A 21,928-nucleotide genomic window follows, 5' to 3' on the forward strand; every position below is an offset into this window, starting at 1 on the left:
GTCTGACCCGTTGCTTTGAAGCTTAGGCTTTGAAGGGACGTTAAGGAAATGGAGAACACATTCAGACAGCGTGAAGAAAAGTGTGACTGACACCGCATAAGTGCGGAAGTCGGCAGCATCTTTATGGTGTGGCTGGTTTCTGTGCATGTGTCTTTGTCTTCGGATAAAGAATGGTGTGAGAATGAGAAGGGCGTTCGGTGGATGCCTTGGCACTAAGAGGCGATGAAGGACGTGGTACGCTGCGAAAAGCCATGGGGAGCCGCGAACAGGCTTTGATCCGTGGATGTCCGAATGGGGCAACCCCCTCGCAAGAGGATCATGCACTGAATACATAGGTGTATGAGGCAAACCCGGGGAACTGAAACATCTCAGTACCTGGAGGAAAAGACATCAACAGAGATTCCGCTAGTAGTGGCGAGCGAACGCGGAGCAGGCCAATGCCTGATCAGGAAGAAGCAAAACGGTCTGGAAAGTCCGGCAATAATGGGTGATAGCCCCGTATGCGTAGTGTTCTGATGAGGATTCGAGTAGGGCGGGGCACGTGAAACCCTGTCTGAACATGGGGGGACCACCCTCCAAGCCTAAATACTCCTTAGTGACCGATAGCGAACAAGTACCGTGAGGGAAAGGTGAAAAGCACCCCGATGAGGGGAGTGAAAGAGACCTGAAACCGGACGCCTACAAGCAGTCGGAGCCTCTTATGGGGTGACGGCGTACCTTTTGTATAATGGGTCAGCGAGTTTCTGTTTGCAGCGAGCTTAAGCCGTTAGGTGTAGGCGTAGCGAAAGCGAGTCTGAATAGGGCGAATGAGTTGCTGGCAGAAGACCCGAAACCGAGTGATCTAGCCATGGCCAGGCTGAAGGTGCGGTAACACGCACTGGAGGGCCGAACCCACGCCTGTTGAAAAAGTCGGGGATGAGCTGTGGCTAGGGGTGAAAGGCCAATCAAACTCGGAGATAGCTGGTTCTCCGCGAAATCTATTGAGGTAGATCGTCGGGTGTTTACCCTGGGGGGTAGAGCACTGGATGGGCTAGGGGGGCCCAAAGCCTTACCAAACCTAACCAAACTCCGAATACCCAGGAGTATAGCCCGGCAGACAGACAGTGGGTGCTAAGGTCCATTGTCGAGAGGGAAACAGCCCAGACCACCAGCTAAGGCCCCTAAATCGTGGCTAAGTGGGAAAGGATGTGGGGATTCCAAAACAACCAGGAGGTTGGCTTAGAAGCAGCCATCCTTTAAAGAAAGCGTAATAGCTCACTGGTCTATTAGAAACCCTGCGCCGAAAATGTAACGGGGCTCAAGCCACGTGCCGAAGCTGTGGGTGCATTCTTTGAATGCGCGGTAGCGGAGCGTTCCGTAAGTCTGCGAAGGAGACGGGGTGACCCTCTCTGGAGATATCGGAAGTGCGAATGCTGACATGAGTAGCGACAAACAGTGCGAGAAACACTGTCGCCGAAAGTCCAAGGGTTCCTGCGCAAGGTTAATCCACGCAGGGTGAGCCGGCCCCTAAGGCGAGGGCGAGAGCCGTAGTCGATGGGAACCAGTTTAATATTACTGGGCCTGCCAGAAGTGACGAATGAGAGATGTTGTCTGTCCTTAACGGATTGAACAGGCTTTTCAATCATTCCAGGAAATAGCTCTGGCGTATAGACCGTACCCGAAACCGACACAGGTGGACTGGTAGAGAATACCAAGGCGCTTGAGAGAACGATGCTGAAGGAACTAGGCAAATTGCTCGTGTAACTTCGGGATAAACGAGACCCAACCGTGGGCAACCATGATTGGGTGGCACAGACCAGGGGGTAGCGACTGTTTAGTAAAAACACAGGGCTCTGCGAAATCGTGAGATGACGTATAGGGCCTGACGCCTGCCCGGTGCCGGAAGGTTAAGAGGAGGTGTGCAAGCACTGAATTGAAGCCCCGGTAAACGGCGGCCGTAACTATAACGGTCCTAAGGTAGCGAAATTCCTTGTCGGGTAAGTTCCGACCTGCACGAATGGCGTAACGACTTCCCCACTGTCTCCAGCATCGACTCAGCGAAATTGAATTCCCCGTGAAGATGCGGGGTACCCGCGGTCAGACGGAAAGACCCTATGAACCTTTACTGCAGCTTTGCAGTGGCATCAGAGACATTCTGTGTAGGATAGGTCGGAGGCTTTGAAGCCGGGGCGCCAGCACCGGTGGAGCCATCCTTGAAATACGACCCTGAATTTTTCTGATGTCTAACCGAGACCAGTAAGCCTGGTCCGGGACCCTGCATGGTGGGCAGTTTGACTGGGGCGGTCGCCTCCCAAAGTGTAACGGAGGCGCGCGATGGTGGGCTCAGGCCGGTCGGAAACCGGCTGTCGAGTGCAATGGCATAAGCCCGCCTGACTGTGAGAGTGACAGCTCGATCAGAGACGAAAGTCGGCCATAGTGATCCGGTGGTCCCACGTGGACGGGCCATCGCTCAACGGATAAAAGGTACTCTAGGGATAACAGGCTGATCTCCCCCAAGAGTCCACATCGACGGGGAGGTTTGGCACCTCGATGTCGGCTCATCACATCCTGGGGCTGGAGCAGGTCCCAAGGGTTCGGCTGTTCGCCGATTAAAGTGGTACGTGAGCTGGGTTTAGAACGTCGTGAGACAGTTCGGTCCCTATCTGCCGTGGGTGTAAGAGACTTGAGAGGATTTGTCCCTAGTACGAGAGGACCGGGATGAACATACCTCTGGTGCACCGGTTGTCACGCCAGTGGCACAGCCGGGTAGCTAAGTATGGACGGGATAACCGCTGAAAGCATCTAAGCGGGAAACCCACCTCAAAACTAGGTCTCATAGAGCCGTGAGAGACCATCACGTTGATAGGCCGGGTGTGAAAGTGCAGTAATGCATGCAGCTAACCGGTCCTAATCGCTCATACTTCTCACATCAAACACATGCACAGAAATCAGCCACACTCTCTTCATAAAAACGCACCAACCTCCACCCTCTCTCAAAAGACAGGGTGGGCTGGAAGACCTGGTGGCCATTGCGAGGGCCCTACACCCGATCCCATCCCGAACTCGGCCGTGAAATCCCTCAGCGCCTATGATACTGCACCTTAAGGTGCGGAAAAGTCGGTCGCCGCCAGGTCCCCCAGCCCACTCACACCACAAAAAATACCCCAACATCAAAAACACCACCGCGGGGTGGAGCAGCCCGGTAGCTCGTCAGGCTCATAACCTGAAGGCCGCAGGTTCAAATCCTGCCCCCGCAACCATCTGAAATCGCAAAAACCCCGCCAGGTCAATGACCAGGCGGGGTTTCGCTTCGTGGACTAAGCTTAGACCGTGGAATAGCAGGTAGGCTCAAAACATGTTTGTTAATGGGTAGTTCTTTTCTTCTTTTAGCCTTGAGGCTGATCATGTCTCTCAACGCCTCGTCGCATAAAGGGCAACCCGGACGATACCGAGTTGCCTGAAAAAATATGTGCTTACTCCTGATCGGGAGCAGCTGCAGAATTTTTATGAATATAACGTTCAATTCCAATCTGTTTGATTAAATCGAACTGCCGATCAATGAAATCTTCATGCTCTTCTTCGTTAACAAGAATCTTTAAAAGCAAATCGCGTGAAACATAATCACGTACACTTTCACAGTAAGCGATACCTTCCCTAAGATCCTGAATGGCTTTCTCTTCGAGCTTCAGATCACATTCGAGAACTTCCTGAACTGTTTGACCAATGAGAATTGAATTCAGGCGCTGCACATTTGGCAAACCACCCAAAAATAGGATTCTCTCGATCAGCCAATCTGCATGACGCATTTCCTCAATAGACTCTTCATATTCTTTTTTGCCGAGATGAGTCACTCCCCAGTGTCTCAACATTCGGGCGTGAAGAAAATACTGATTGATTGCTGTCAGTTCATTTGTGAGCTGCGTATTGAGATGCTCGATAACCACCGGATCTTTAATAGCCATTTTCTAGACTCCCTAAAAATAAAATTTTATCGAAAAAAGCTCATAAAAGAAAATTATATCTCTACGAAATCTGAATTCTTGCCGCGGCATTTTGTAGTGGATTTCTTCAAAACGCCTGCCCAGCGAGCATTCAAATTCATCAAACCGTGATAAAGGCGCGTTGTTTCGACCAGTACTCTGTTTTTCTCATAGGCTAATCAGTTTCACATTAGTGGCTATAATTTCAATCAATAGTCATACATCCTGCGGCCGTACACAGGGATTGAAATTTGGAGCTGAAAGTTTTTGGACTGCATTTCCCTCGTCACGTGAAAGATAGCGCTCATAATTCATTTTTGCAGACTCCTGCGAAAAATCAAACCGACTGAGAAAATTTTTATTATTTTAACCAAAAATATACTTATTGCAATAAACAAATAATATTCTTGACAGGGAAATATTGTTTATTATTATAATTTATTCAATTAAATAAGATTAATTATACTAAAACATAGAGACTGTCGAATGTATAAAATTAAAAAAGCAATTTATATATCTTCCACTTTAATTTTAGGGGGATGTTATAATATTGGCTCCCAAAGGCTTGGTAAGGACCAGGATGAATATTCCATATCTATTATAGAATCTAACAAAAGACAAACACTGCAAAATCTTATCAGGCTGCGATATGCTGATACTCCCGGTCTTCTAGACACGACACAATTAATCTCAGGTTATCAGTTTCAGCAAAGTGCTTTCCTGGGGGTTGCTTCAGATACATTCCCCATTCGTCCAAATGGAGGAATAGCTGCGCAATTGCAGCAGAATCCAACATTTACGTTTCAGCCTGTTACTGGAGATGCTTACGCGCATAGCTTCTTGAGTCCTCTTTCTCCAGCCAGCTTATTACCTCTTGCTATGGGAGGGTTGCCAATTGATGTTTTGTTGCAGCTTTCAGCTCAATCAATCAATTCAATGAGCAATAACAGACCATTTTCAAAAAATGCTGGAGATATGGATAGTAATAATAATTATAAAATAGAGGAATTTTTTGAATTAATACATAATCTAAGATTACTTCAGGCCGCGGGATTGTTGGAAATCCAGCTTCAAAAATCTCCAAAAATTAAAGATAAATCTTATGAAACAAGCCATGTTTTTCTAAATATATACCCGACAAAAAATCCTAATTTAGAAAAAATAACGCAAAATACCAAAAAATTATTGAATTTTTCTCCTGAATACAAACATATGGAGGTTGTATATGGTTCTGGAACTCCAAAGCCAGGGGAGATCAATATTTTATCCCGAAGCATGCTGTCAATATTGGGGCAGATTGCATACCAAATAAATATTCCTGAAGATGAATTATCTTCAGGAGGGACGGCAAAAGCTATAGATGATAAAGAAAATTCCATTGTAAATATCAAATATGGAAAAATAAAACCACAAAATCAATTTGTTTCTGTGTATTATGATAGATATTATTACTGGATTGATAGACAAGATTTTAAAAGCAAGCTCGCTTTCACAATCACTCAAATGCTTTTAGAGTTATCGAAGACTACTCAATCTTCGGGAGCAATTGTAACGATACCTGTAAATAAATAAAAAAACCTAATTAATATCTGGCTTCTTTCCGCTCGTTCTCTACTTTGTGGGTTGGTACCGCTCGCGATCGGTTCCCGTTTGACGGGCGGACTACCCATATTGTCGAGCTTTTCCCCAAATGGCTTTAAATTCCTGTAAGTAGACGGAAAATGTGTATGCGCAGGCCTTGGATTGGCAATAGAGCGACAAGCGAATATGATTTATCCAGCTTGCACAGTTATTTGAGAAAATGGGGAAATATATAATATAATAAATTTTAACCTTGATATTATAAGGATAAAACATAATTCAGGAGAAACTAAATTGATAAATCATAAGAAAAAATTATTTTTCATTACTGTATTTTCAATTATTTTATCGGGGTGTGCATCTTCCGAATTGGATACTGCTCCCTCTGCTCCTGATCATCCTTGGCAGCCTAATGTTACTTCTGCAGGTGTGATTGTTCCAGGGAAAGCAAGAAAAGTATCAAAGTTATCATTTCCAGGAAAATATACTCTTCCTTCAAATCCAGATGCTATCGTTCAGGGGAGTATGCCACTGATCGATGATCGAAAAAAATCAATTTATACTTTGGCAGAATTAATTGATATTTCACAATCTTCTAATCCGCAGACAAGAAAGGCTTGGGATGCTGCGCGGGATGCTGCGCTGGCTGTTGGAATTATTAAAAGTACGTATCTACCCACATTGACAGCAACCGTTGTAGGGGGATGGTCTCGGGCAAGAAGTCAGACTACCGATGCGTCTCTTGATACAGATGAATATGGGTCTATCGGTATTAACGGTACTCCGAGGCGGCACAGTTCAGGCACTGCGGAAGTGCAGACTGTAGGGTTGCGTTGGTTGCTGTTTGATTTTGGGCGTAGAGAAGCATTGATTGGCGCTGCACGTCAGGCGCAATTGGCCACGAACGTTCTTTTTACTGGCGTTCATCAGAAAATAATTTATAGCGTCACAACTGCTTTTTATACACATGCGGCGGCATCTACTCGCGCCCAACTTTTACAAATATCTCTCGAAAATGCAGAGCATGTTCAAGCAGCAGCAGAAGCAAGGCTGAAGCAGGGGCAGGGAACAATTATGGATGTCACACAGGCACGGCAGGTTACCGCACAGGTTAATCTGCGTCTTGTGCAGGCCCAGGGTGAGGAACAGAACACCTATCTCGCGTTACTCAACAATATGGGTGTCTCAACGAATTCGCATCTCAATCTTGAAGATGTATCCGGCCGCTCCCTGTCGCTGGAAGACGTGCGTTTGAGCGACGAGGTGGTGAAGGAGGCAGTCGGGCGTCGCCCGGATGTTTTGGCTGCCTATGCGGCAGCGCGTTCTGCTCACAGCCGTATTTCTGCAGCACGGGCAGCATTTCTTCCAAGTGTTTTTATGACGGGTAACGTGGCGTATTCAACAGGGCAAACAAGCCTGACCTCCATACCGAGTGCTAGCGACAGTGTTTCTCCAACGCTCAATCTTTCGGGAAATCGTTTCAGCACCTTGATTCTCGGAGGAATCAGCGTTCCTATTTTTGATGGTGGTTTGCGCTCTGCCATTGTCAAACGTGCGCAGGATCAGGAAGACAGCGCAGAAGCCACGCTTCGGCAGACAGTGAATGGCGCGGTTCAGCAGATCGTTCTGGCAGAGAATGCCCTTCATACAAGCCTTCAGGCCTACGAGGCGGCGTCCAAACTTCGTGTGGCGTCACAAACGAATTTTGATGCAGCTTTGGTGTCCTATCGCGCGGGAACTGGATCAGTGACGCAGGCTGAACTGGCGCAGAATGGGCTTCTGGATGCCAATATCAGTCGATCGGATGCTTATTATGCCGCGCTGATTGCGGCTGCGGGGCTGGCTTTTGGAACGGGTTCGTTAGGCTAGGGTTTGTCAGGCTGGGTCGTTTTCTGAGCGATAAGCTCTCATGTTCATGAGGGCTTATCGCATAAATATTATGCTGACTGGGTTTTACCAGCCCCAACCCGGGCCGAAACCATAGTCCGGGCCGAAGCCGTCTCCCCAGGGGCCCCAGTCTCCCCAACTCCATTGAGCATCCTGATAGTCTTCTGCGGTCGTCTGCTGTTCGTTGGCGATGCTCTGCTGCTGCTGGTACGCAAGGTAGCGACCGTAAGCGGCCTGATTCCCCACATAGAGGCACCCGCAGACTGTTGGATCGGCGTAGACATAGGTGACTGTGTTGCCGTGTATCCGGCGCACGAAATGATGCGCTGGGAGTTTCTTCAGCATGGCAATCTGCTGTGGCGTTGAGGCGGGTTTCAACAGAAATCCTGCCGCAGCGAGGTGATCGTCTTTTTGAGTGGCAATCTGCTGAGGGGATTCGCAGGCAGAAAGTGCAGCCATACAAACAAGTGAGGCTAAAAAGGTTTTCTTCATTATTAAGTCTCCGTAAATAAATTCATGTATCTGTTGCCGTGCCGATCTTGATATTGCGGCATCGATATTTATGTAAAAGCCGTTCCAAAGTTCCCGGTAGGTAGGGTTTTTTGCAAAAATGCCTGGAAACCGACCGGCTAGAGCTCTTTGTCGGAATGGAAATAATATTCGAATGTTATATCTGTTCAGGCTGCTTTTTTGACAGCGTTTGACCGTGCAGCTGAAGCAGGGTGGCTGACAGGGCCAGTGCCATGCCGAGCATGACGGTACCAGTCCAGCCATATGGTTGCCATGTCCAGATCGCCGCAGCCGAGCCGCCTGCCCCTCCCAGAAACATCGTGCCCATAAAGATCGTGTTCAGTCGTGCGCGGGCCTGTGGGCGCAGCGCGTAAACAACATGCTGGTTGGAAATGAGAGCACTCTGGATCGCAAAATCCAGCACGATGACGCCTGCGATCAGGCCGGCCAGTGAGGTCCACAAACCGAAGATAATCCACGCCACAAGTGTCAATGCTGCCCCCAGAATGATGATCCGGTGGGGACCGTGCCGATCTGCGATCCGCCCAGAAAGGGGCGCGGCGAGAATTCCAACTGCTCCGACAATACCGAAGAGGCCCGCGGCATCAGCCCCAAGGCCAAAGCGGGGCTGTTGCAGGCGGAGGGCAAGCGTCGTCCAGAAAACGCTGAAAGCAGCAAACAGAAAGCCCTGCGTGAGAGCGGCGAGGCGCAGGGCGGAGAATTCCTTCCACAATCCGCCTAAGGACACCAGCAGTTGTCCGTAATTGAGGTTGGTATCGGCGGGGCGGTTCGTGGGTAGCCGCCAGGCCATCAGGGCTCCGGCACCCAGAGCAATCGGCACGGCCAGCCAGAACATGTCGCGCCAGTCGGAATATGTCGCAACCACGCCTGCCAGGGTCCGGCTTAGCAGGATACCGCCCAGAAGCCCCGCCATGACGATGCCAATTGTATGGCCACGGCGTTCAGGAGAAGACAGGTGTGCGGCAAACGGGACAATCTGCTGTGCCACGGTTGCCATGGCTCCCACGGCAAGGGAGGCGACAAGCAGGATGGCGGCACTGGGCGCCAAAGCTGCTCCTGCGAGGGCGAGAGACAGCAGCATGAATTGGCAGGCGATCAGCCGCCTGCGTTCCAGAAGGTCGCCTACTGGAACAAGAAGGAAGAGCCCTGCGGCATAACCAAGCTGGGTAACGGTTGGGATAAGGCCTGTGAAGGGGCCGGGTAGGTCGCGCTGCATGACGCCCAGCATGGGCTGGTTGTAATAGATGTTGGCGACCGCAACACCGGCCGCAACAGCCATTCCCAGCGTCAGAAATCCGGAAAGAGGCGCTGCCGGTTTGCGACCTGCTCCGGAAGCGCGTATTGCGGAATTCTGAAGGGATGCGTCGTCCATCACGGTAAATACCTTATCTGATTGTCGGCCGAGATGAGAGGTTTGACGGTTCGTTCTCTTCATCGCTGAATGTCGGATAGTCCGTATAGCCATGAAAATCACCGCCATAGAATGTTGAACGGTCATATCGGTTTAATGGCCAGTGATTCCGTAGCCGCAGGACCAGATCCGGGTTGGCGATGAAGGTGCGTCCAAATGCAATCAGGTCTGCATCGCCAGATTCCAGAAGCTTTTCGGCGCTTTCGCTCGTAAAGCCGCCTGCCGCGATGATGGTTCGGGAAAAGAGCGGACGCAGGACAGACACATCGACCGGGTCGGGTTCCGCATCGGCGCCGATCCTTGGCTGCACGATATGCAGATAGGCGATGCCCATGGTTTGCAGCATCGAGGCGACATAGCTGAATGTGGCGTGTCTGTTGCTATCGGACATCGACCCGTAAGATCCACTGGGGGTGAGGCGTACGCCGACGCGATCGGCACCCCATACGTCAATGGCAGCCTGAGTAACTTCCCGAAGAAAACGAGCGCGATTTTCGATCGGTCCACCATAGGCGTCGGTGCGGGTATTCGTGCCGTCCTGCAGGAACTGATCGGGCAGATAGCCGTTGGCGCCGTGGATTTCCACGCCATCAAATCCTGCCTGCAGGGCTCGTGTTGCGGCTTGACGGTAGGCTTCGATCAGGGAGGAGATTTCATTGAGTTCCAGAGCGCGGGGGGTGTCGTACGGGACCGGGCCGTCGAGCGTCCATGCCGTGCCATCCGCCCTGATGGCGGAGGGGGCCAGAGGTGCCGCGCCACCGGGTTGGAGACTGCGGGCGGACTGACGGCCGACATGCCATAGTTGCAGGAACATGCGTCCTCCTTTGGCGTGGACCGCATCCGTGATGCGTTTCCAGCCGGGGATCTGTGCGTCATCGTAAATTCCGGCGGCACGTTCAAAACCATATCCCGTCAGGGCAACGGGAGAGGCCTCGGAAATGAGCAGACCGCCCGGCGTGGCGCGCTGGGTATAGTATTCGAGCATCAGGTCGTTGGGCAGATTGCCGATGCTTGAGCGCATTCTGGTCAGGGGCGCCAGGATGATGCGGTGTTCAAGCCGCATGGGGCCTACGAATTTCGGGGAAAAGAGAAGATCGGCCATGGGAAACAGTCCTGTGTGAAACGCGCCATCGGCGCCGTGTTCCAGAGGATGGATATTTCCGCATTGGATTGGCAGTCGTTATTCCAGTATAAATAGAATTCCATAATGGAATACTAAAATGGATCGTCTGCAGGCCATGACCGTTTTTGTACGGGTCGTTGAGAGTGGCTCTTTCTCCGCTGCGGCGCGGCTGATGCATCTCGGGCAGCCGGCGGTCTCGAAGGCCGTCGCCCAGCTTGAACGGCAGCTGGGTGTGCAGCTTCTTCTGCGCTCCGCACATGGTCTGACACCGACCGATGCAGGACAGCGTTATTTCGAGCATGTTGTCCGGATCGTGTCCGATGCAGAGGACGCGGATGCTGCTGCACGTGACAGTACGCTCAGTTTGCAGGGAAGGCTCCGGGTGGCGGTTCCGACAACCTTCGGACGCATTCAGATCGTGCCCCGTCTTGGAGAGTTTCTGAAGGAGCATCCCCGACTGAAAATGGATATTGAACTCGATGACCGGCGGGTGGATCTCGTGATGGAAGGGATAGATGTTGCCATTCGCGTGGGGCCTCTGAATGACAGCACGATGATTGCAAAGCGCCTTGCGAGAGGGCGCCGTTCCGTTCTCGCAACGCCGCGGTATCTGGAACAGTCCCTTGTTCTCGAGACGCCGGAAGACCTGGGTCTGCATCAGGCTGTCACTTATGCGCGGGATGATGGGGTCAGATACACGTTCCGCCAGCAGGAAAGGGAGATGACCGCAACCCTGAGACCGCGCCTGAACCTGAGCGCGGCTGAAGGAATCCGGGCCGCCGTACTTGCAGATCTGGGCCTGACCATTGCGGCGGACTGGATGTTCCGGCCGGAACTGGAGTGCGGAACGGTGGTGCGCTGCCTGACAGACTGGTCCCTGCCGCCTGTTGATCTGTGGGTGGTTTATCCTTCGGGCAGGCTGACGAGCGCCAAGGCTCGGGCTTTCTCGGATTTTGTAGCGGGAGTGATTGGAGACCTGGAAATGGTGCCGCGTTCCATGCACTAAAATCAGGAAACAATGAGTTTCTGTTGTTTTTATTTATTGCTCAATTCGTCTCGCGTAATTCTCGGGTCAACAAGGATGCACGACAGGCTCTTCCGGGGGCCTGGTTCTCTGTCCCTGCTTCTTCATTCTGACCAGAGATTCCCGACATGAAATCCTCTTTTTTCCTGCTTTCCCTAGTCGCTCTGACTTTTGCATCCGGCATTCCCCATCCGGCATCGGCTCAGGTCGTAACGGATTCGGGGCAGGTTCAGTCCGGCACCTATGACGTCGAATCCAGCCATACACAGGTTGGTTTTTCAGTCCTGCATTTTGGTTTCACGAACTACCAGGGCGTTTTTTCGAATGTTTCCGGTACGCTGGATCTTAATGATAAAAATCCTGCGGCGTCCCATCTTTCCGTGACTATCCCGGTTGGATCGGTTCAGACGACCAGCGCCAAGCTGACCGAAGAACTCAAGGGCGACCAGTGGTTCAATGCCGCGCAGTATCCGAATGCGACGTTTGAATCCACCTCCGTCCGACGCACGGGCAAGGCCGATGCCATTGTGACGGGCAATCTGACGCTACATGGTGTCACAAAACCCGAGACGCTGAAGGTTCATTTCATTGGTGCAGGCGTGAACGCGCTCGACAAGAAATATACGATCGGTTTTGAAGCCACGGGCACCATCAAGCGCAGCGATTTCGGTGTGAAGATGTATGTCCCGTATGTCAGCGATGCCGTGCAGCTGCGGATCGCCGGCGCTTTTGAAAAGCAGGGCTGAGTTCTATGGCCGTGCCCGCAAACCAGAGCCGCGGGATCAAGCGATATACCGGTGTGGCGATCATCCTTCACTGGCTGATCGCTGCGGGGATCCTGACCCTGATCGTTTTGGGACTGGTTATGGATCATCTGTCTATCGACCCGATGCGGGTTTTCCAGTTGTACCAGCTTCACAAGTCGATTGGCATTACTGTCATGATCCTGATTGCCCTGCGGATCGTTTGGCGCCTGACGCACAGAGCGCCGGGACTTCCCGCTGACATGAAGGGTTTCGAGCGCATGGGGGCCCATCTGACGCATGCCGCCCTGTATGGCCTGCAGATGCTCATGCCACTGAGTGGATGGGCGATGGTGTCGGTGTCCGTTCTGGGGATTCCTACCGTTCTGTATGGGACCATTCCTTGGCCCGATCTGCCCGTGCTTTCAACGTTGCAGGACAAGCCGCCCGTCGAAGCCACACTGAAAGTCGTTCATCATTGGGGTGGCTGGTTTCTGCTGGCGCTGATTGGTCTGCACGTTGCCGCGGCCCTTCGTCATCATTTCTTTCTGAACGATCACGTTCTGCGACAGATGCTTCCTGCCATAGGCAGAAAATCTGGTTCCAGACATGGAGACTGACATCATGGCTTTTTTTAAAAAAGCAGCCTTTTCAGCGCTTGCCATGAGCTTTTTGGCCGCGACACCTGTTTTCGCCGTAGACTGGACGATTGATCCTGCTCACAGCATCATTGGTTTTTCAGGAACGCAGACTGGCAATACCTTTACAGGACATTTCGGAAAATTCGACGGAACCGTTTCTCTCGATCCTGCTCATCCCGAAGACGGGCATGCGACAATCACGATCAATATTGCAAGTGCTACGACAGCGGACAGGCAGCGTGATGGTGCCATGCCCGGGAGTGACTGGTTCAATGTCGCCAGTTTCCCAACCGCGACGTTTGAAGCCCGCAGCTTCCGGGCCAAAGGGGGCAATGCGTACGAAGCTGTTGGGACGCTCACGATCCGTGGTGTCAGCAGGCCCGAAACTCTGCCTTTCACACTCGATATCAACGGTCCGACAGCGCACGCCAAAGGCCATCTTGACCTGATCCGCTCCGCTTTTGGTATTGGTCAGGGACCGTGGGCTACCGGACAGTGGGTCGCCCTTCAGGTCGGGGTGACCATTGATATCACAGCAAACCAGACGTCAGGGAATCCATGACGTCGTTATCCGCTCTGTCAGCATCATGCGATTGTTTCCGGAGCGGGTCTTCAGAGGCTCAATAAATAAAAAATAGGAAACAGATAGTTTCTTTCATTTCCATTTATTGATGTCCGAGGCGAGGATAAAACTGACATCAGCGGTTTAGGAGAACAATGCATCAAATCTCCGACCGAATGTCAGATACTTTCAAACATGAAAGACAAACCGATGAACACGTCCTTTCCGCGCGATCAGGTTCTTTTTGCCTCACGTCTTCTTCTGGCCCTTCTGTTCGTGCTGATGGGATGGAGCAAACTGACGGGCTTTGAGGGAACCGTAGGGTATATGGCCAGCACGGGCGCCCCGGTTCCGACTGTGTCCGCCATTATTGCCATCGTCACCGAACTGGGGATTGGTCTGGCGCTCGTCGTTGGTTTCCTGACAAGACCGCTCTCTCTTTTACTAGCGATTTATACCATCGTTACGGCTTTCATCGGGCATCATTACTGGACGTTCGACGGGGTGGCCCGTTACGATATGTGGATCCATTTTTACAAGAATTTCAGTATCGCAGGTGGTCTTCTCGCTCTTGCGGCTTCAGGATCCGGTCGTTTCTCTGTGGACGCCCTGCGTCGATGAGAGCGTAATTTTGACCGGGTTTGCTGGAACCTATGCGGTTGTTCTGGCCCAGGGCGGATGTTCGAATGCCGAGACCAGATGTTCCATCAAGGCATTGACCCGGAAGGGGCGGAGCGTGCTGCTGGATGTCACGAGATAAAGCGCAATGCTCGCGGCATCCCAGTCCGGCAGGATCTGTTCGAATTGCCCTTCCTGCAGGCCATCCCAGACCATGAATTCCGGAAACAGACCGAACCCCAGATGCGCTTTCAGCGCTGGCAGAAAAGCTTCCGCATTATCGGCTCTAAAGCGTGAAGCCTGCGACAGAACATAGTCCTCACCGGTTTTTTTGGATGTGAGGCGCAGCGTACCGGGGGCGGAGGTATTTGTGTAAACGAAGCTTTTTTGCCCTTCGAGGTCACGGGGATGCGCCGGGCGTCCGATACGATCCAGATAATGCGGAGTTGCGACCAGAAGCAGGCGTACTCCACAGAGATGCCGAGCTCGCAGGGATGAATCCGCCAGAGATGCGATCCTTAAGGCCAGATCATAGCCTTCAGCCACGAGATCGACGAGGGAATCGCTGAAATCCACGGTGATGTCGATATCCGGATATCGCTCAAGAAAGGCCGGAAGTGCGGGCGAGAGATGTCTGATTCCGAAAGTCATGGGAGCGGCGACCCGGATCAGGCCTGAGGGGCGATGGGTACCTCCGCGCGCCTCGCTTTCAGCAGCTTCCGCTTCAGCGAGTATCCGGTTGGCGTGTCCAAGCAGCATACGGCCCGTTTCCGTCACGGACATCTGACGGGAATTACGGCTGAACAGCGCAACGCCCAGAGACTGCTCCAGACGGCTGATGGCTTTCGAGATCGTTGGTTTGGAAAGCTGAAGCTCTTCCGCAGCGCGCACGAAGGAACCACGTTCGGCAACTTTGGCGAAAATGGCCCAGGCCTCGAAATCCGGCAGTCTCATAACAGCAATCCTCAGAACTGAACGTCAGGCAGTATTTCCATATTTTTGATCGAACGTCATGCCGGGACAGGGATTGCTACATAGGGATAGACGTTTCGAAATCAGGACAAATAACAAATAGAAAAAACGGAAACGATTTATTTCTATTATTTCTGTATAAGTCTCTCATTCCGCAGCCTAAGTTTCATGTCGGGCACAAAACATGGTGTCGTTACTGACTTCCTAAAAATACAGGTCATTAATAAGGAATCCTCTGATGTCATTCATCAGCACATCCGATGGCGTACAGATTTTTTACAAAGACTGGGGGGCGAAAGAGGCTCAGCCGATTGTTTTCCATCATGGCTGGCCCCTCAGTTCTGATGACTGGGACGCCCAGATGCTCTTTTTCCTGCACAAAGGATTTCGCGTGATCGCTCATGACCGTCGCGGACATGGACGTTCGGCTCAGGTCAGTGATGGTCACGACATGGATCATTATGCCGCTGATGTAGCGGCACTTGTCGAGCAGCTTGATCTGAAAAACGCCATTCATATCGGGCACTCCACAGGAGGTGGTGAGGTGGCACGCTATGTCGCAAGATATGGGCAGCCCCGAGATCGCGTTGCCAAAGTCGTTCTCATTAGCGCTGTACCGCCCCTCATGCTCAAAACGGAACGGAGTGTTGAAGGAACGCCTATAGAAGCTCTGAATGGCCTGCGTGACGCACTTGCTGCCAATCGTGCGCAGTTCTTTCTTGATGTCCCAACCGGCCCGTTTTACGGGTTTAATCGGCCAAAGGCGCAGATCTCAGAAGGCACGATCCGGAATTGGTGGCGTCAGGGAAGTATGGGAAGTGCGAAAGCCCATTATGACGGGATAAAGGCATTTTCAGAAACGGATCAGACTGAGGATCTGAAGGTCATAACCGTACCGACGCTTGTTCTTCAGGGTGACGACGATCAGGTTGTCCCTTACCAAAATGCGGCCATTCTCCAGAATCAGCTTCTTCATAACAGTACATTGAAAATCTATTCAGGCTACTCGCATGGCATGCATACGACACATGCGGCCATCATCAATGCGGATATTCTGACGTTTGTTGCCGGGTAGTCCGTATTTTGAGGCTTCGGATTATGACGGTGATTGGTACTGGAGTGGTGTAGAGCAAACGGGGATCGGGTTCTGCATTTCCGTACAAAAAATACACAGGAAATTTTTTACAGACGACAACTGGAAAGACGCACGTCGAGACGGCATTTGATCGTTTTTAGCCTGCTCAGGCCTGAGTATGTATCGCGAAGTGGTCGGATAAATATCCGCACGTTGTTTCGGGTTGTTGTCTCGTCAAAATTATCAGTTTTTTGTGCATTCTGAGTCTAAACGAAACTTTCAGAGGTTGTTCAACGTTAAATAGGAAAAAGGAAATATTTTAATGATTGTTAATATCTCTGAAAATCATAATTCCCATTCAATGATTAGTGGTGTTTTGGCTACCCCTGAATTACGCGCAGACCGATGGATATCGGTACTTTATCTGGCGAGGAAATGGGGAAAAATAAAAAAAGAATCAATAAAAGAGAAGATATTATCTGCTTTAAAAAATCTGGAAGAAATAGAATTATATTTTGCGTACCCAGGATCTGTTTGTTTTAATCGTTTAATTGATTATTTAAAAGAAGATGACTCAAAAGGCTTTTTGCGTCTTTCGCAACGAATTTCAACAACTATCATTTCAAAAAAATTTCATCGTGATGTTTCGGTCTGGGACGTCGAAAACTATGAGGATGATCCTTTTAATAGGCTGCCTCAGGCAATATCGCACGTAAGAGCAAAACCATATTTTGAAGTTTTAAGTGTGGTGCCTCATGCTCGTTCGCGTTGGCAGCATATAAAAGAAGAAACACGAGGTGTGCGCCGAACTGAAGATGAGTTTATTTATGAAACGGTTGTTGTTGGTAATGCTGCCGATGCTCTTAAGGGAATTTTATTAAATTCAGATATTGGGTCAGTGGTTTTATATGAAGGATTTGAAAAAGGATCTAACGGAAAAGATTCTTTTTTGGAAGTATTCAAAGAAGTAATTGATTTTTCATCTTTAGATGAGGGCGATTTTTTATCACTGCGTTTGGCTCAGGCGATAAAGAAAATTCGACCAGAATTGGATATTTTTCTTTTAAGCGATCAAAGTATTGAAGATTTTTCGGGGAAACCGGAAAGCCGTATTTTTAGTCGTATTTTCTATCAGATGGAAGAACCTTTAGAGATCCATCTTTCAATTTTAGAAGCGATACACGTTCGTTATAGAACGCCTTTTTTTGATAATTTGAAACGCTATGCAGAACGGCCAATAGCAACATTCCATGCATTGCCGATCGCGCGAGGGAAGTCTGTTTTCACCTCCAATTGGATCAGTGATATGGGCGAGTTTTATGGCCCCAACCTGTTTCTTGCAGAGAGTTCTGCCACGACCGGCGGTCTGGATAGTCTGTTAGAGCCTACGGGTAATATCAAAGATGCACAGGAGATGGCTGCGAAAGCTTTTGGGGCTGATCGCGCGTTTTTTGTCACTAATGGGACATCCACAAGCAATAAAATGGTTTTACAAGCCCTTTTGGTGCCTGGGGACATCGTTATACTGGACCGGAACTGTCATAAGTCCCATCATTATGGTTGTGTTTTATCAGGGGCTCAGCCCTATTACGTTGAAGCTTTCCCTCTTGTTGAATACTCCATGTATGGGGGGGTTCCTCTCAAAACAATCAAACAAAGCCTGTTAAAATTGAAATCCCAAGGGGAACTCGATCGCGTCAAAATGGTCGATCTGACCAACTGTACATTTGATGGTCATGTGTATGATACGCGTCGGGTCATGGAAGAATGTCTGGCAATTAAGCCAGATCTGATTTTTCTGTGGGATGAAGCGTGGTTTGGTTTTGCTCATTGGTCACCGCTACTGCGTCAACGAACGGCCATGGGAGCCGCTTCAGCTATTAGTGAGGCTCTAACGCGGCCTGAGACGTTGGCGGCCTGGGAAGAACAACAGAAGACACTTGGTGAAAATCCCAGTGATGACATGTTGCTGGAAACTCGTCTCGTTCCTGACCCTCGGCGAGTAAATGTTCGCGTTTATCAGACTAATTCCATCCATAAATCCATGTCAGCCTTGCGTCAGGGGTCGATTGTACTGGTTAAGGATGTTAAATTCGAGCATGTTGAATCGCAGTTTCATGAAGCTATTTTCACGCATGCATCAACAAGTCCCAATTTGCAGATTATAGCGTCTCTGGATGTCGCACGGCGGCAGATGCAGCTAGAAGGGTACGGTCTTGTCGCCAATGCGATGAGGATTTCTTTAGAAATTCGCAAGCAGATTAATAACCACCCAGTAATTTCAAAATATTTTAAAGTTCTTAGTAATTCTGAAATGATTCCCGAGGTATTTAGAAAATCCGGTCTTTCTGAGTATAATGATAAAAATATAAGCTGGTCAAAAGCTGTTGAGGCGATCAAAAACGATGAATTTATTATTGATCCAAGTCGAATGACGTTATCTTGTGGCCATGCAGGCTTCGATGGCACCACATTTAAAAATATACTTGCCGATAAATTCAATATTCAGCTCAATAAAACATCAAGAAACAGTGTTCTTCTTCAATCAAACATAAACAATAATAGAAGCGATATTGCTTTGCTTATTGGGGTATTGAATGATATTTCCATAGATATTGAAAATAAATTTCAAAAAAATGGAAGCGAGTATAAAAATAATTTCCAGTATTCTGTTGATGAATTGATATACAACTTACCAGATCTGCCAAATTTCAGTAGATTTGATGATCGTTATCGTGATGATCCGGAATCTGATACACTGCATGGGGATATTCGTAGTGCATTTTATGACGCCTATGATGAGTCTGGATGTGAGTATATTCTCCTGAATAGTTCTGAAATCGAGAAAAGATTAGAATCAGGCCCGACATTGGTCTCGGCTAATTTTGTTATTCCATATCCTCCAGGGTTTCCAATCATGGTTCCTGGTCAAGTCATAACCGAAGAAATTATTACGTTTATGAGGAAATTGGACGTAAAAGAAATTCACGGATTTAATAAAGACTTAGGTTTGAAGCTTTTAAAGAAAAAAATTGCTGAATGAAATTCATAGTCTGAAAGGCGGCTCTCGCATTTCGTGAAATAAGGAATGTTTTAGAATGATTTTTCATTGGATTGCGGAGACGCTACGTTCATCCCCAGAGCTGGCAATTTTTCTGGCGCTGGCTATTGGTTTCTGGATTGGCTCCCGAAAATTTGGGAGTTTCAGTCTTGGAGCAGTAACAGGGACATTGCTGGTTGGTGTATTGATTGGACAGTTGGGAATTGTCATTTCTCCTCAGGTAAAATCAGTCTTCTTTATTATGTTTTTGTTCGGTGTCGGGTTTGGGGTTGGGCCGCAGTTTGTCCGCGGAATTGCAAATAACGGCCTATCTCAAGCGCTCTTCGCAGTTGTTATTTCATCTTTGTGTCTAGCCTGCGTCTATATTGCTGCAATTTTTTCTGGATACGGACCAGGTATGGCAGAAGGTCTGCTGGCAGGGTCTCAAACGATTTCGGCCTCAATAGGTCTTGCAACGGATGCGATTAATCGTAGCGGTCTGTCGCCTGATCACATTCAAGAGCAGTTAAATGCCATACCTGTTGCATATGCTGTAACGTATTTATTCGGAACTGTAGGTACGGGTTGGATACTTGCGTTTTTGGGGCCAAAGCTTCTCAGAGTTAATCTGGAAGAAGAATGCCAGCGATATGAACGGGAAATGAATATTAATCCTGTTAACGGTAATTCCGAGACAGGCTGGCACCAATATATCATGCGTGCATACCGGTTAAAAACTTTAGGAAAATTTGCGGGGAAAAGCGTTTCTTCTGCCGAAAAATTAGCTCAGGATAGAATTTTTGTAGAAAATATTCGACGCAATGGAAAAATAATCCCTTTTGACGGAGATACAATCTTATCTGTAGGAGATTGTGTTGCGGTATCTGGACCGCATGATGCGTTGGTCTATTGGTCCAACAATGCTGAAGAAGTTTCAGATCATGATTTGATAAATATTCCAATTGAAACGGTTAATGTTGTCATTACAAACAAAAATATTAATGGCCAGCGTCTGGGATTTTTAGCTGAGGCGGAGTATGCGCGTGGAATTTATATTAATAATATTCACAGAGGCTCTATGAATGTTGAAATTCCATTGTTGTCAGAAACTGATATTTTTCGAGGTGATATTATAAATATTACTGGAAGTCGTAGAAATATAGATAAATTGATTGGTGAAATTGGATACGCAGACCGGCCAACAGATGTGACCAGTATGGTTTTGGTTGGGGGCGGAATTTTTGTTGGTGGCCTGGTAGGTTCAATTGTTCTCCCTATAGCAGGTATTCCTATTACGCTTTCAGCTTCTGGCGGAGCTTTGATTGCGGGCCTTGTTTTAGGATGGCTTCGCGGCGTTACACCTAAGATTGGAAACGTACCGAACGCTACGGTGTGGTTTATGAACACGGTAGGGCTCAATATATTTATTGCTGTAGTTGGAATTTCTGCAGGTCCAACCTTCATTAAAGGACTTCAGGCCGCCGGGGTGAGTGTATTTCTGTGGGGACTTTTTGCCAGTGCAGTACCCATGATTCTTGCGCCTTTGATCGGGAAATACATTTTCCGATTTGATCCAGCTATAAATCTCGGATGCTGCGGAGGAGCGAGAACGAGCACGGCTTCTGTCGCTATGGTGGCAGATGTTGCAAAAAGCAATGTTCCTATGTTGGGCTATACTGTCCCCTATGCTGTCAGCAATACCCTGTTAACTATGTGGGGTTTGGTTATCGTTATTTTATTGTCGTGATAGATGGTGTTTTTGTGAAATTTGTCATGAATCAATCGGACTTATCTTATACCGATGCAAGGGTTCCTCGCCGGAATGGTCTCGGCGGCCCGATTTAGAAAAAAATTAGCCTCTTCAGCAGAGAGCAGGGGAGGGCGTTCTCCTTTTGCTCTCTAGCTCCAGTTTGATGCTGAAACAGCCTGACGTTTGGGTGAATGTCTGCCGCAGTGTGGTGTGGTTGCGGCGCTGCTTTACACCTAATGCGTTTGTTCAGACTGGGCCTTTTGAATGGCGGATCGTAGCAGGCAGATGATTCCGGGGACGCAGTTGCCGCATTTTGCCGTGCATTTCCGGGCGGAATAGATTTCTGCTGGACGGGAAGCTCCGTTGTGGATTGCGATTTCGATGTCGTGATGGGACAGCGCATTGCATGAGCAGACGATCATGAAAAAGCAGGCTTTCATTCGCGGGATCCGATCTAGAAAGCTTACCTTAAATGCAAATGGTTCGCAAACTCATTTTTCTTTTAAGGTGTGTCCTGACTGATCCAGCGTTGAACGACAGGACGGATGGCAAAATTGCTCTGGATGCGGACGACCCCTGGAAGCCGTGAGAGTTCTTCCTTGTGGATGCGTTCGTAGTCGGCAAGGTCACGGGCGGCGACGTGGAGAAGATAATCGGCTTCACCTGTCATGAGGTAACACTCCCGGACATCCGGGCACTCCCGGATGCGGGCTTCGAAACGGCGGAGCGTTTCGTCCGTGAGGCGCTCGAGCGTGATCTGTACGATGACGGTGGTCAGTTTCTGGGCGGAGCGTTCGTCAATGACTGCGCGGTAGCCGCGGATGATGCCGCGTTCTTCCAACAGGCGCACGCGCCGCAGGCACGCGGATGGAGAAAGTCCGACACGCTGTGCCAGGTCGGCGTTGCTAAGGCGTCCATCATGCTGAAGGATTCGCAGGATGGATTCGGTGATGCGGTCGAAGATCATGGTGGAACTATCGGTCTATTTTCGCAGTTTCGATCATATATTTT

17 protein-coding genes, 1 tRNA gene and 2 rRNA genes are annotated in these 21,928 nt (G+C 49.4%); 13 read left to right on the forward strand and 7 right to left on the reverse strand.

The genetic code is table 11. The features are described from left to right. The first annotated feature begins 174 nt into the window (after nt 1–174). From A0U94_RS13570 to A0U94_RS13580, 3 genes are all read left to right on the forward strand, one after another. Nucleotides 175–2,910 (forward strand): 23S ribosomal RNA (locus A0U94_RS13570). 87 nt (nt 2,911–2,997) lie between these two features. Next, nucleotides 2,998–3,112, forward strand: a 5S ribosomal RNA gene (gene rrf / locus A0U94_RS13575). A gap of 50 nt (nt 3,113–3,162) precedes the next feature. Then, a tRNA-Met gene (locus tag A0U94_RS13580) sits at nt 3,163–3,239 on the forward strand. A gap of 213 nt (nt 3,240–3,452) precedes the next feature. Here the strand turns inward: A0U94_RS13580 and bfr are convergent. Then, nucleotides 3,453–3,941: a bacterioferritin gene (gene bfr, locus A0U94_RS13585; protein WP_062028124.1), complete on the reverse strand. Its 489-nt coding sequence runs from the start codon at nt 3,939–3,941 to the stop codon at nt 3,453–3,455. A gap of 504 nt (nt 3,942–4,445) precedes the next feature. Between bfr and A0U94_RS13590 the strand changes: the two genes are divergently transcribed. Next, nucleotides 4,446–5,531 (forward strand): hypothetical protein, encoded by a 1,086-nt coding sequence (locus A0U94_RS13590; RefSeq protein ID WP_077803672.1) that lies wholly within the window; start codon nt 4,446–4,448, stop codon nt 5,529–5,531. Between the two features lie 306 nt (nt 5,532–5,837). Continuing rightward, entirely contained in the window at nt 5,838–7,409 is a 1,572-nt protein-coding gene (locus A0U94_RS13595; protein WP_208611710.1) for a TolC family protein, read from the forward strand. Between the two features lie 84 nt (nt 7,410–7,493). Here the strand turns inward: A0U94_RS13595 and A0U94_RS13600 are convergent, their stop codons facing one another. From A0U94_RS13600 to A0U94_RS13610, 3 genes are all read right to left on the reverse strand, one after another. Beyond that, entirely contained in the window at nt 7,494–7,919 is a 426-nt protein-coding gene (locus tag A0U94_RS13600; protein ID WP_208611651.1) for a hypothetical protein, read from the reverse strand. 175 nt (nt 7,920–8,094) lie between these two features. Beyond that, complete coding sequence (locus A0U94_RS13605) at nt 8,095–9,330, reverse strand: MFS transporter (protein WP_077803674.1); 1,236 nt, start codon at nt 9,328–9,330, stop codon at nt 8,095–8,097. Between the two features lie 13 nt (nt 9,331–9,343). Further along, on the reverse strand, nt 9,344–10,471 hold the full coding sequence (locus tag A0U94_RS13610) for an alkene reductase (RefSeq protein ID WP_077803675.1): 1,128 nt from the start codon (nt 10,469–10,471) through the stop codon (nt 9,344–9,346). Nucleotides 10,472–10,589: 118 nt separating this feature from the next. On the opposite strand from A0U94_RS13610, the gene A0U94_RS13615 reads away from it, so the two are divergent. The 5 genes from A0U94_RS13615 (at nt 10,590) to A0U94_RS13635 (ending at nt 14,083) form a co-directional block, all read left to right on the forward strand. Further along, nucleotides 10,590–11,498 carry a LysR family transcriptional regulator gene (locus tag A0U94_RS13615; protein WP_077803676.1) on the forward strand — a complete coding sequence of 303 codons (909 nt, stop codon included), beginning with the start codon at nt 10,590–10,592 and terminating at the stop codon, nt 11,496–11,498. A gap of 146 nt (nt 11,499–11,644) precedes the next feature. Next, nucleotides 11,645–12,262, forward strand: coding sequence for a YceI family protein (locus A0U94_RS13620; RefSeq protein WP_077803677.1), 618 nt, complete (start codon nt 11,645–11,647; stop codon nt 12,260–12,262). A gap of 5 nt (nt 12,263–12,267) precedes the next feature. After that, a complete protein-coding gene (locus A0U94_RS13625; RefSeq protein ID WP_077803678.1) occupies nt 12,268–12,879 on the forward strand; it encodes a cytochrome b in 612 nt (203 codons plus the stop codon). A gap of 4 nt (nt 12,880–12,883) precedes the next feature. Further along, nucleotides 12,884–13,462: a YceI family protein gene (locus tag A0U94_RS13630; protein ID WP_077803999.1), complete on the forward strand. Its 579-nt coding sequence runs from the start codon at nt 12,884–12,886 to the stop codon at nt 13,460–13,462. Nucleotides 13,463–13,672: 210 nt separating this feature from the next. Next, nucleotides 13,673–14,083, forward strand: coding sequence for a DoxX family protein (locus A0U94_RS13635; protein WP_086649690.1), 411 nt, complete (start codon nt 13,673–13,675; stop codon nt 14,081–14,083). A gap of 30 nt (nt 14,084–14,113) precedes the next feature. On the opposite strand, the gene A0U94_RS13640 is transcribed toward A0U94_RS13635, so the two are convergent. Continuing rightward, on the reverse strand, nt 14,114–15,034 hold the full coding sequence (locus A0U94_RS13640) for a LysR family transcriptional regulator (protein ID WP_077803679.1): 921 nt from the start codon (nt 15,032–15,034) through the stop codon (nt 14,114–14,116). A gap of 256 nt (nt 15,035–15,290) precedes the next feature. On the opposite strand from A0U94_RS13640, the gene A0U94_RS13645 reads away from it, so the two are divergent. From A0U94_RS13645 to aspT, 3 genes are all read left to right on the forward strand, one after another. Continuing rightward, on the forward strand, nt 15,291–16,127 hold the full coding sequence (locus tag A0U94_RS13645; protein ID WP_077803680.1) for an alpha/beta fold hydrolase: 837 nt from the start codon (nt 15,291–15,293) through the stop codon (nt 16,125–16,127). Nucleotides 16,128–16,449: 322 nt separating this feature from the next. Further along, nucleotides 16,450–19,170, forward strand: coding sequence for an aminotransferase class I/II-fold pyridoxal phosphate-dependent enzyme (locus A0U94_RS13650; protein ID WP_077803681.1), 2,721 nt, complete (start codon nt 16,450–16,452; stop codon nt 19,168–19,170). Between the two features lie 55 nt (nt 19,171–19,225). Then, entirely contained in the window at nt 19,226–20,914 is a 1,689-nt protein-coding gene (gene aspT / locus A0U94_RS13655; protein ID WP_077803682.1) for an aspartate-alanine antiporter, read from the forward strand. Nucleotides 20,915–21,150: 236 nt separating this feature from the next. Here the strand turns inward: aspT and A0U94_RS13660 are convergent, their stop codons facing one another. Both A0U94_RS13660 and A0U94_RS13665 read right to left on the reverse strand, forming a co-directional pair. Next, nucleotides 21,151–21,339 (reverse strand): (2Fe-2S)-binding protein, encoded by a 189-nt coding sequence (locus tag A0U94_RS13660; protein ID WP_062028178.1) that lies wholly within the window; start codon nt 21,337–21,339, stop codon nt 21,151–21,153. Nucleotides 21,340–21,419: 80 nt separating this feature from the next. Then, on the reverse strand, nt 21,420–21,884 hold the full coding sequence (locus A0U94_RS13665; RefSeq protein ID WP_062028140.1) for an Lrp/AsnC family transcriptional regulator: 465 nt from the start codon (nt 21,882–21,884) through the stop codon (nt 21,420–21,422). Nucleotides 21,885–21,928 lie beyond the last annotated feature (44 nt).

The sequence above is a fragment of the Gluconobacter albidus genome, assembly GCF_002005485.1.
Classification (GTDB): domain Bacteria; phylum Pseudomonadota; class Alphaproteobacteria; order Acetobacterales; family Acetobacteraceae; genus Gluconobacter; species Gluconobacter albidus.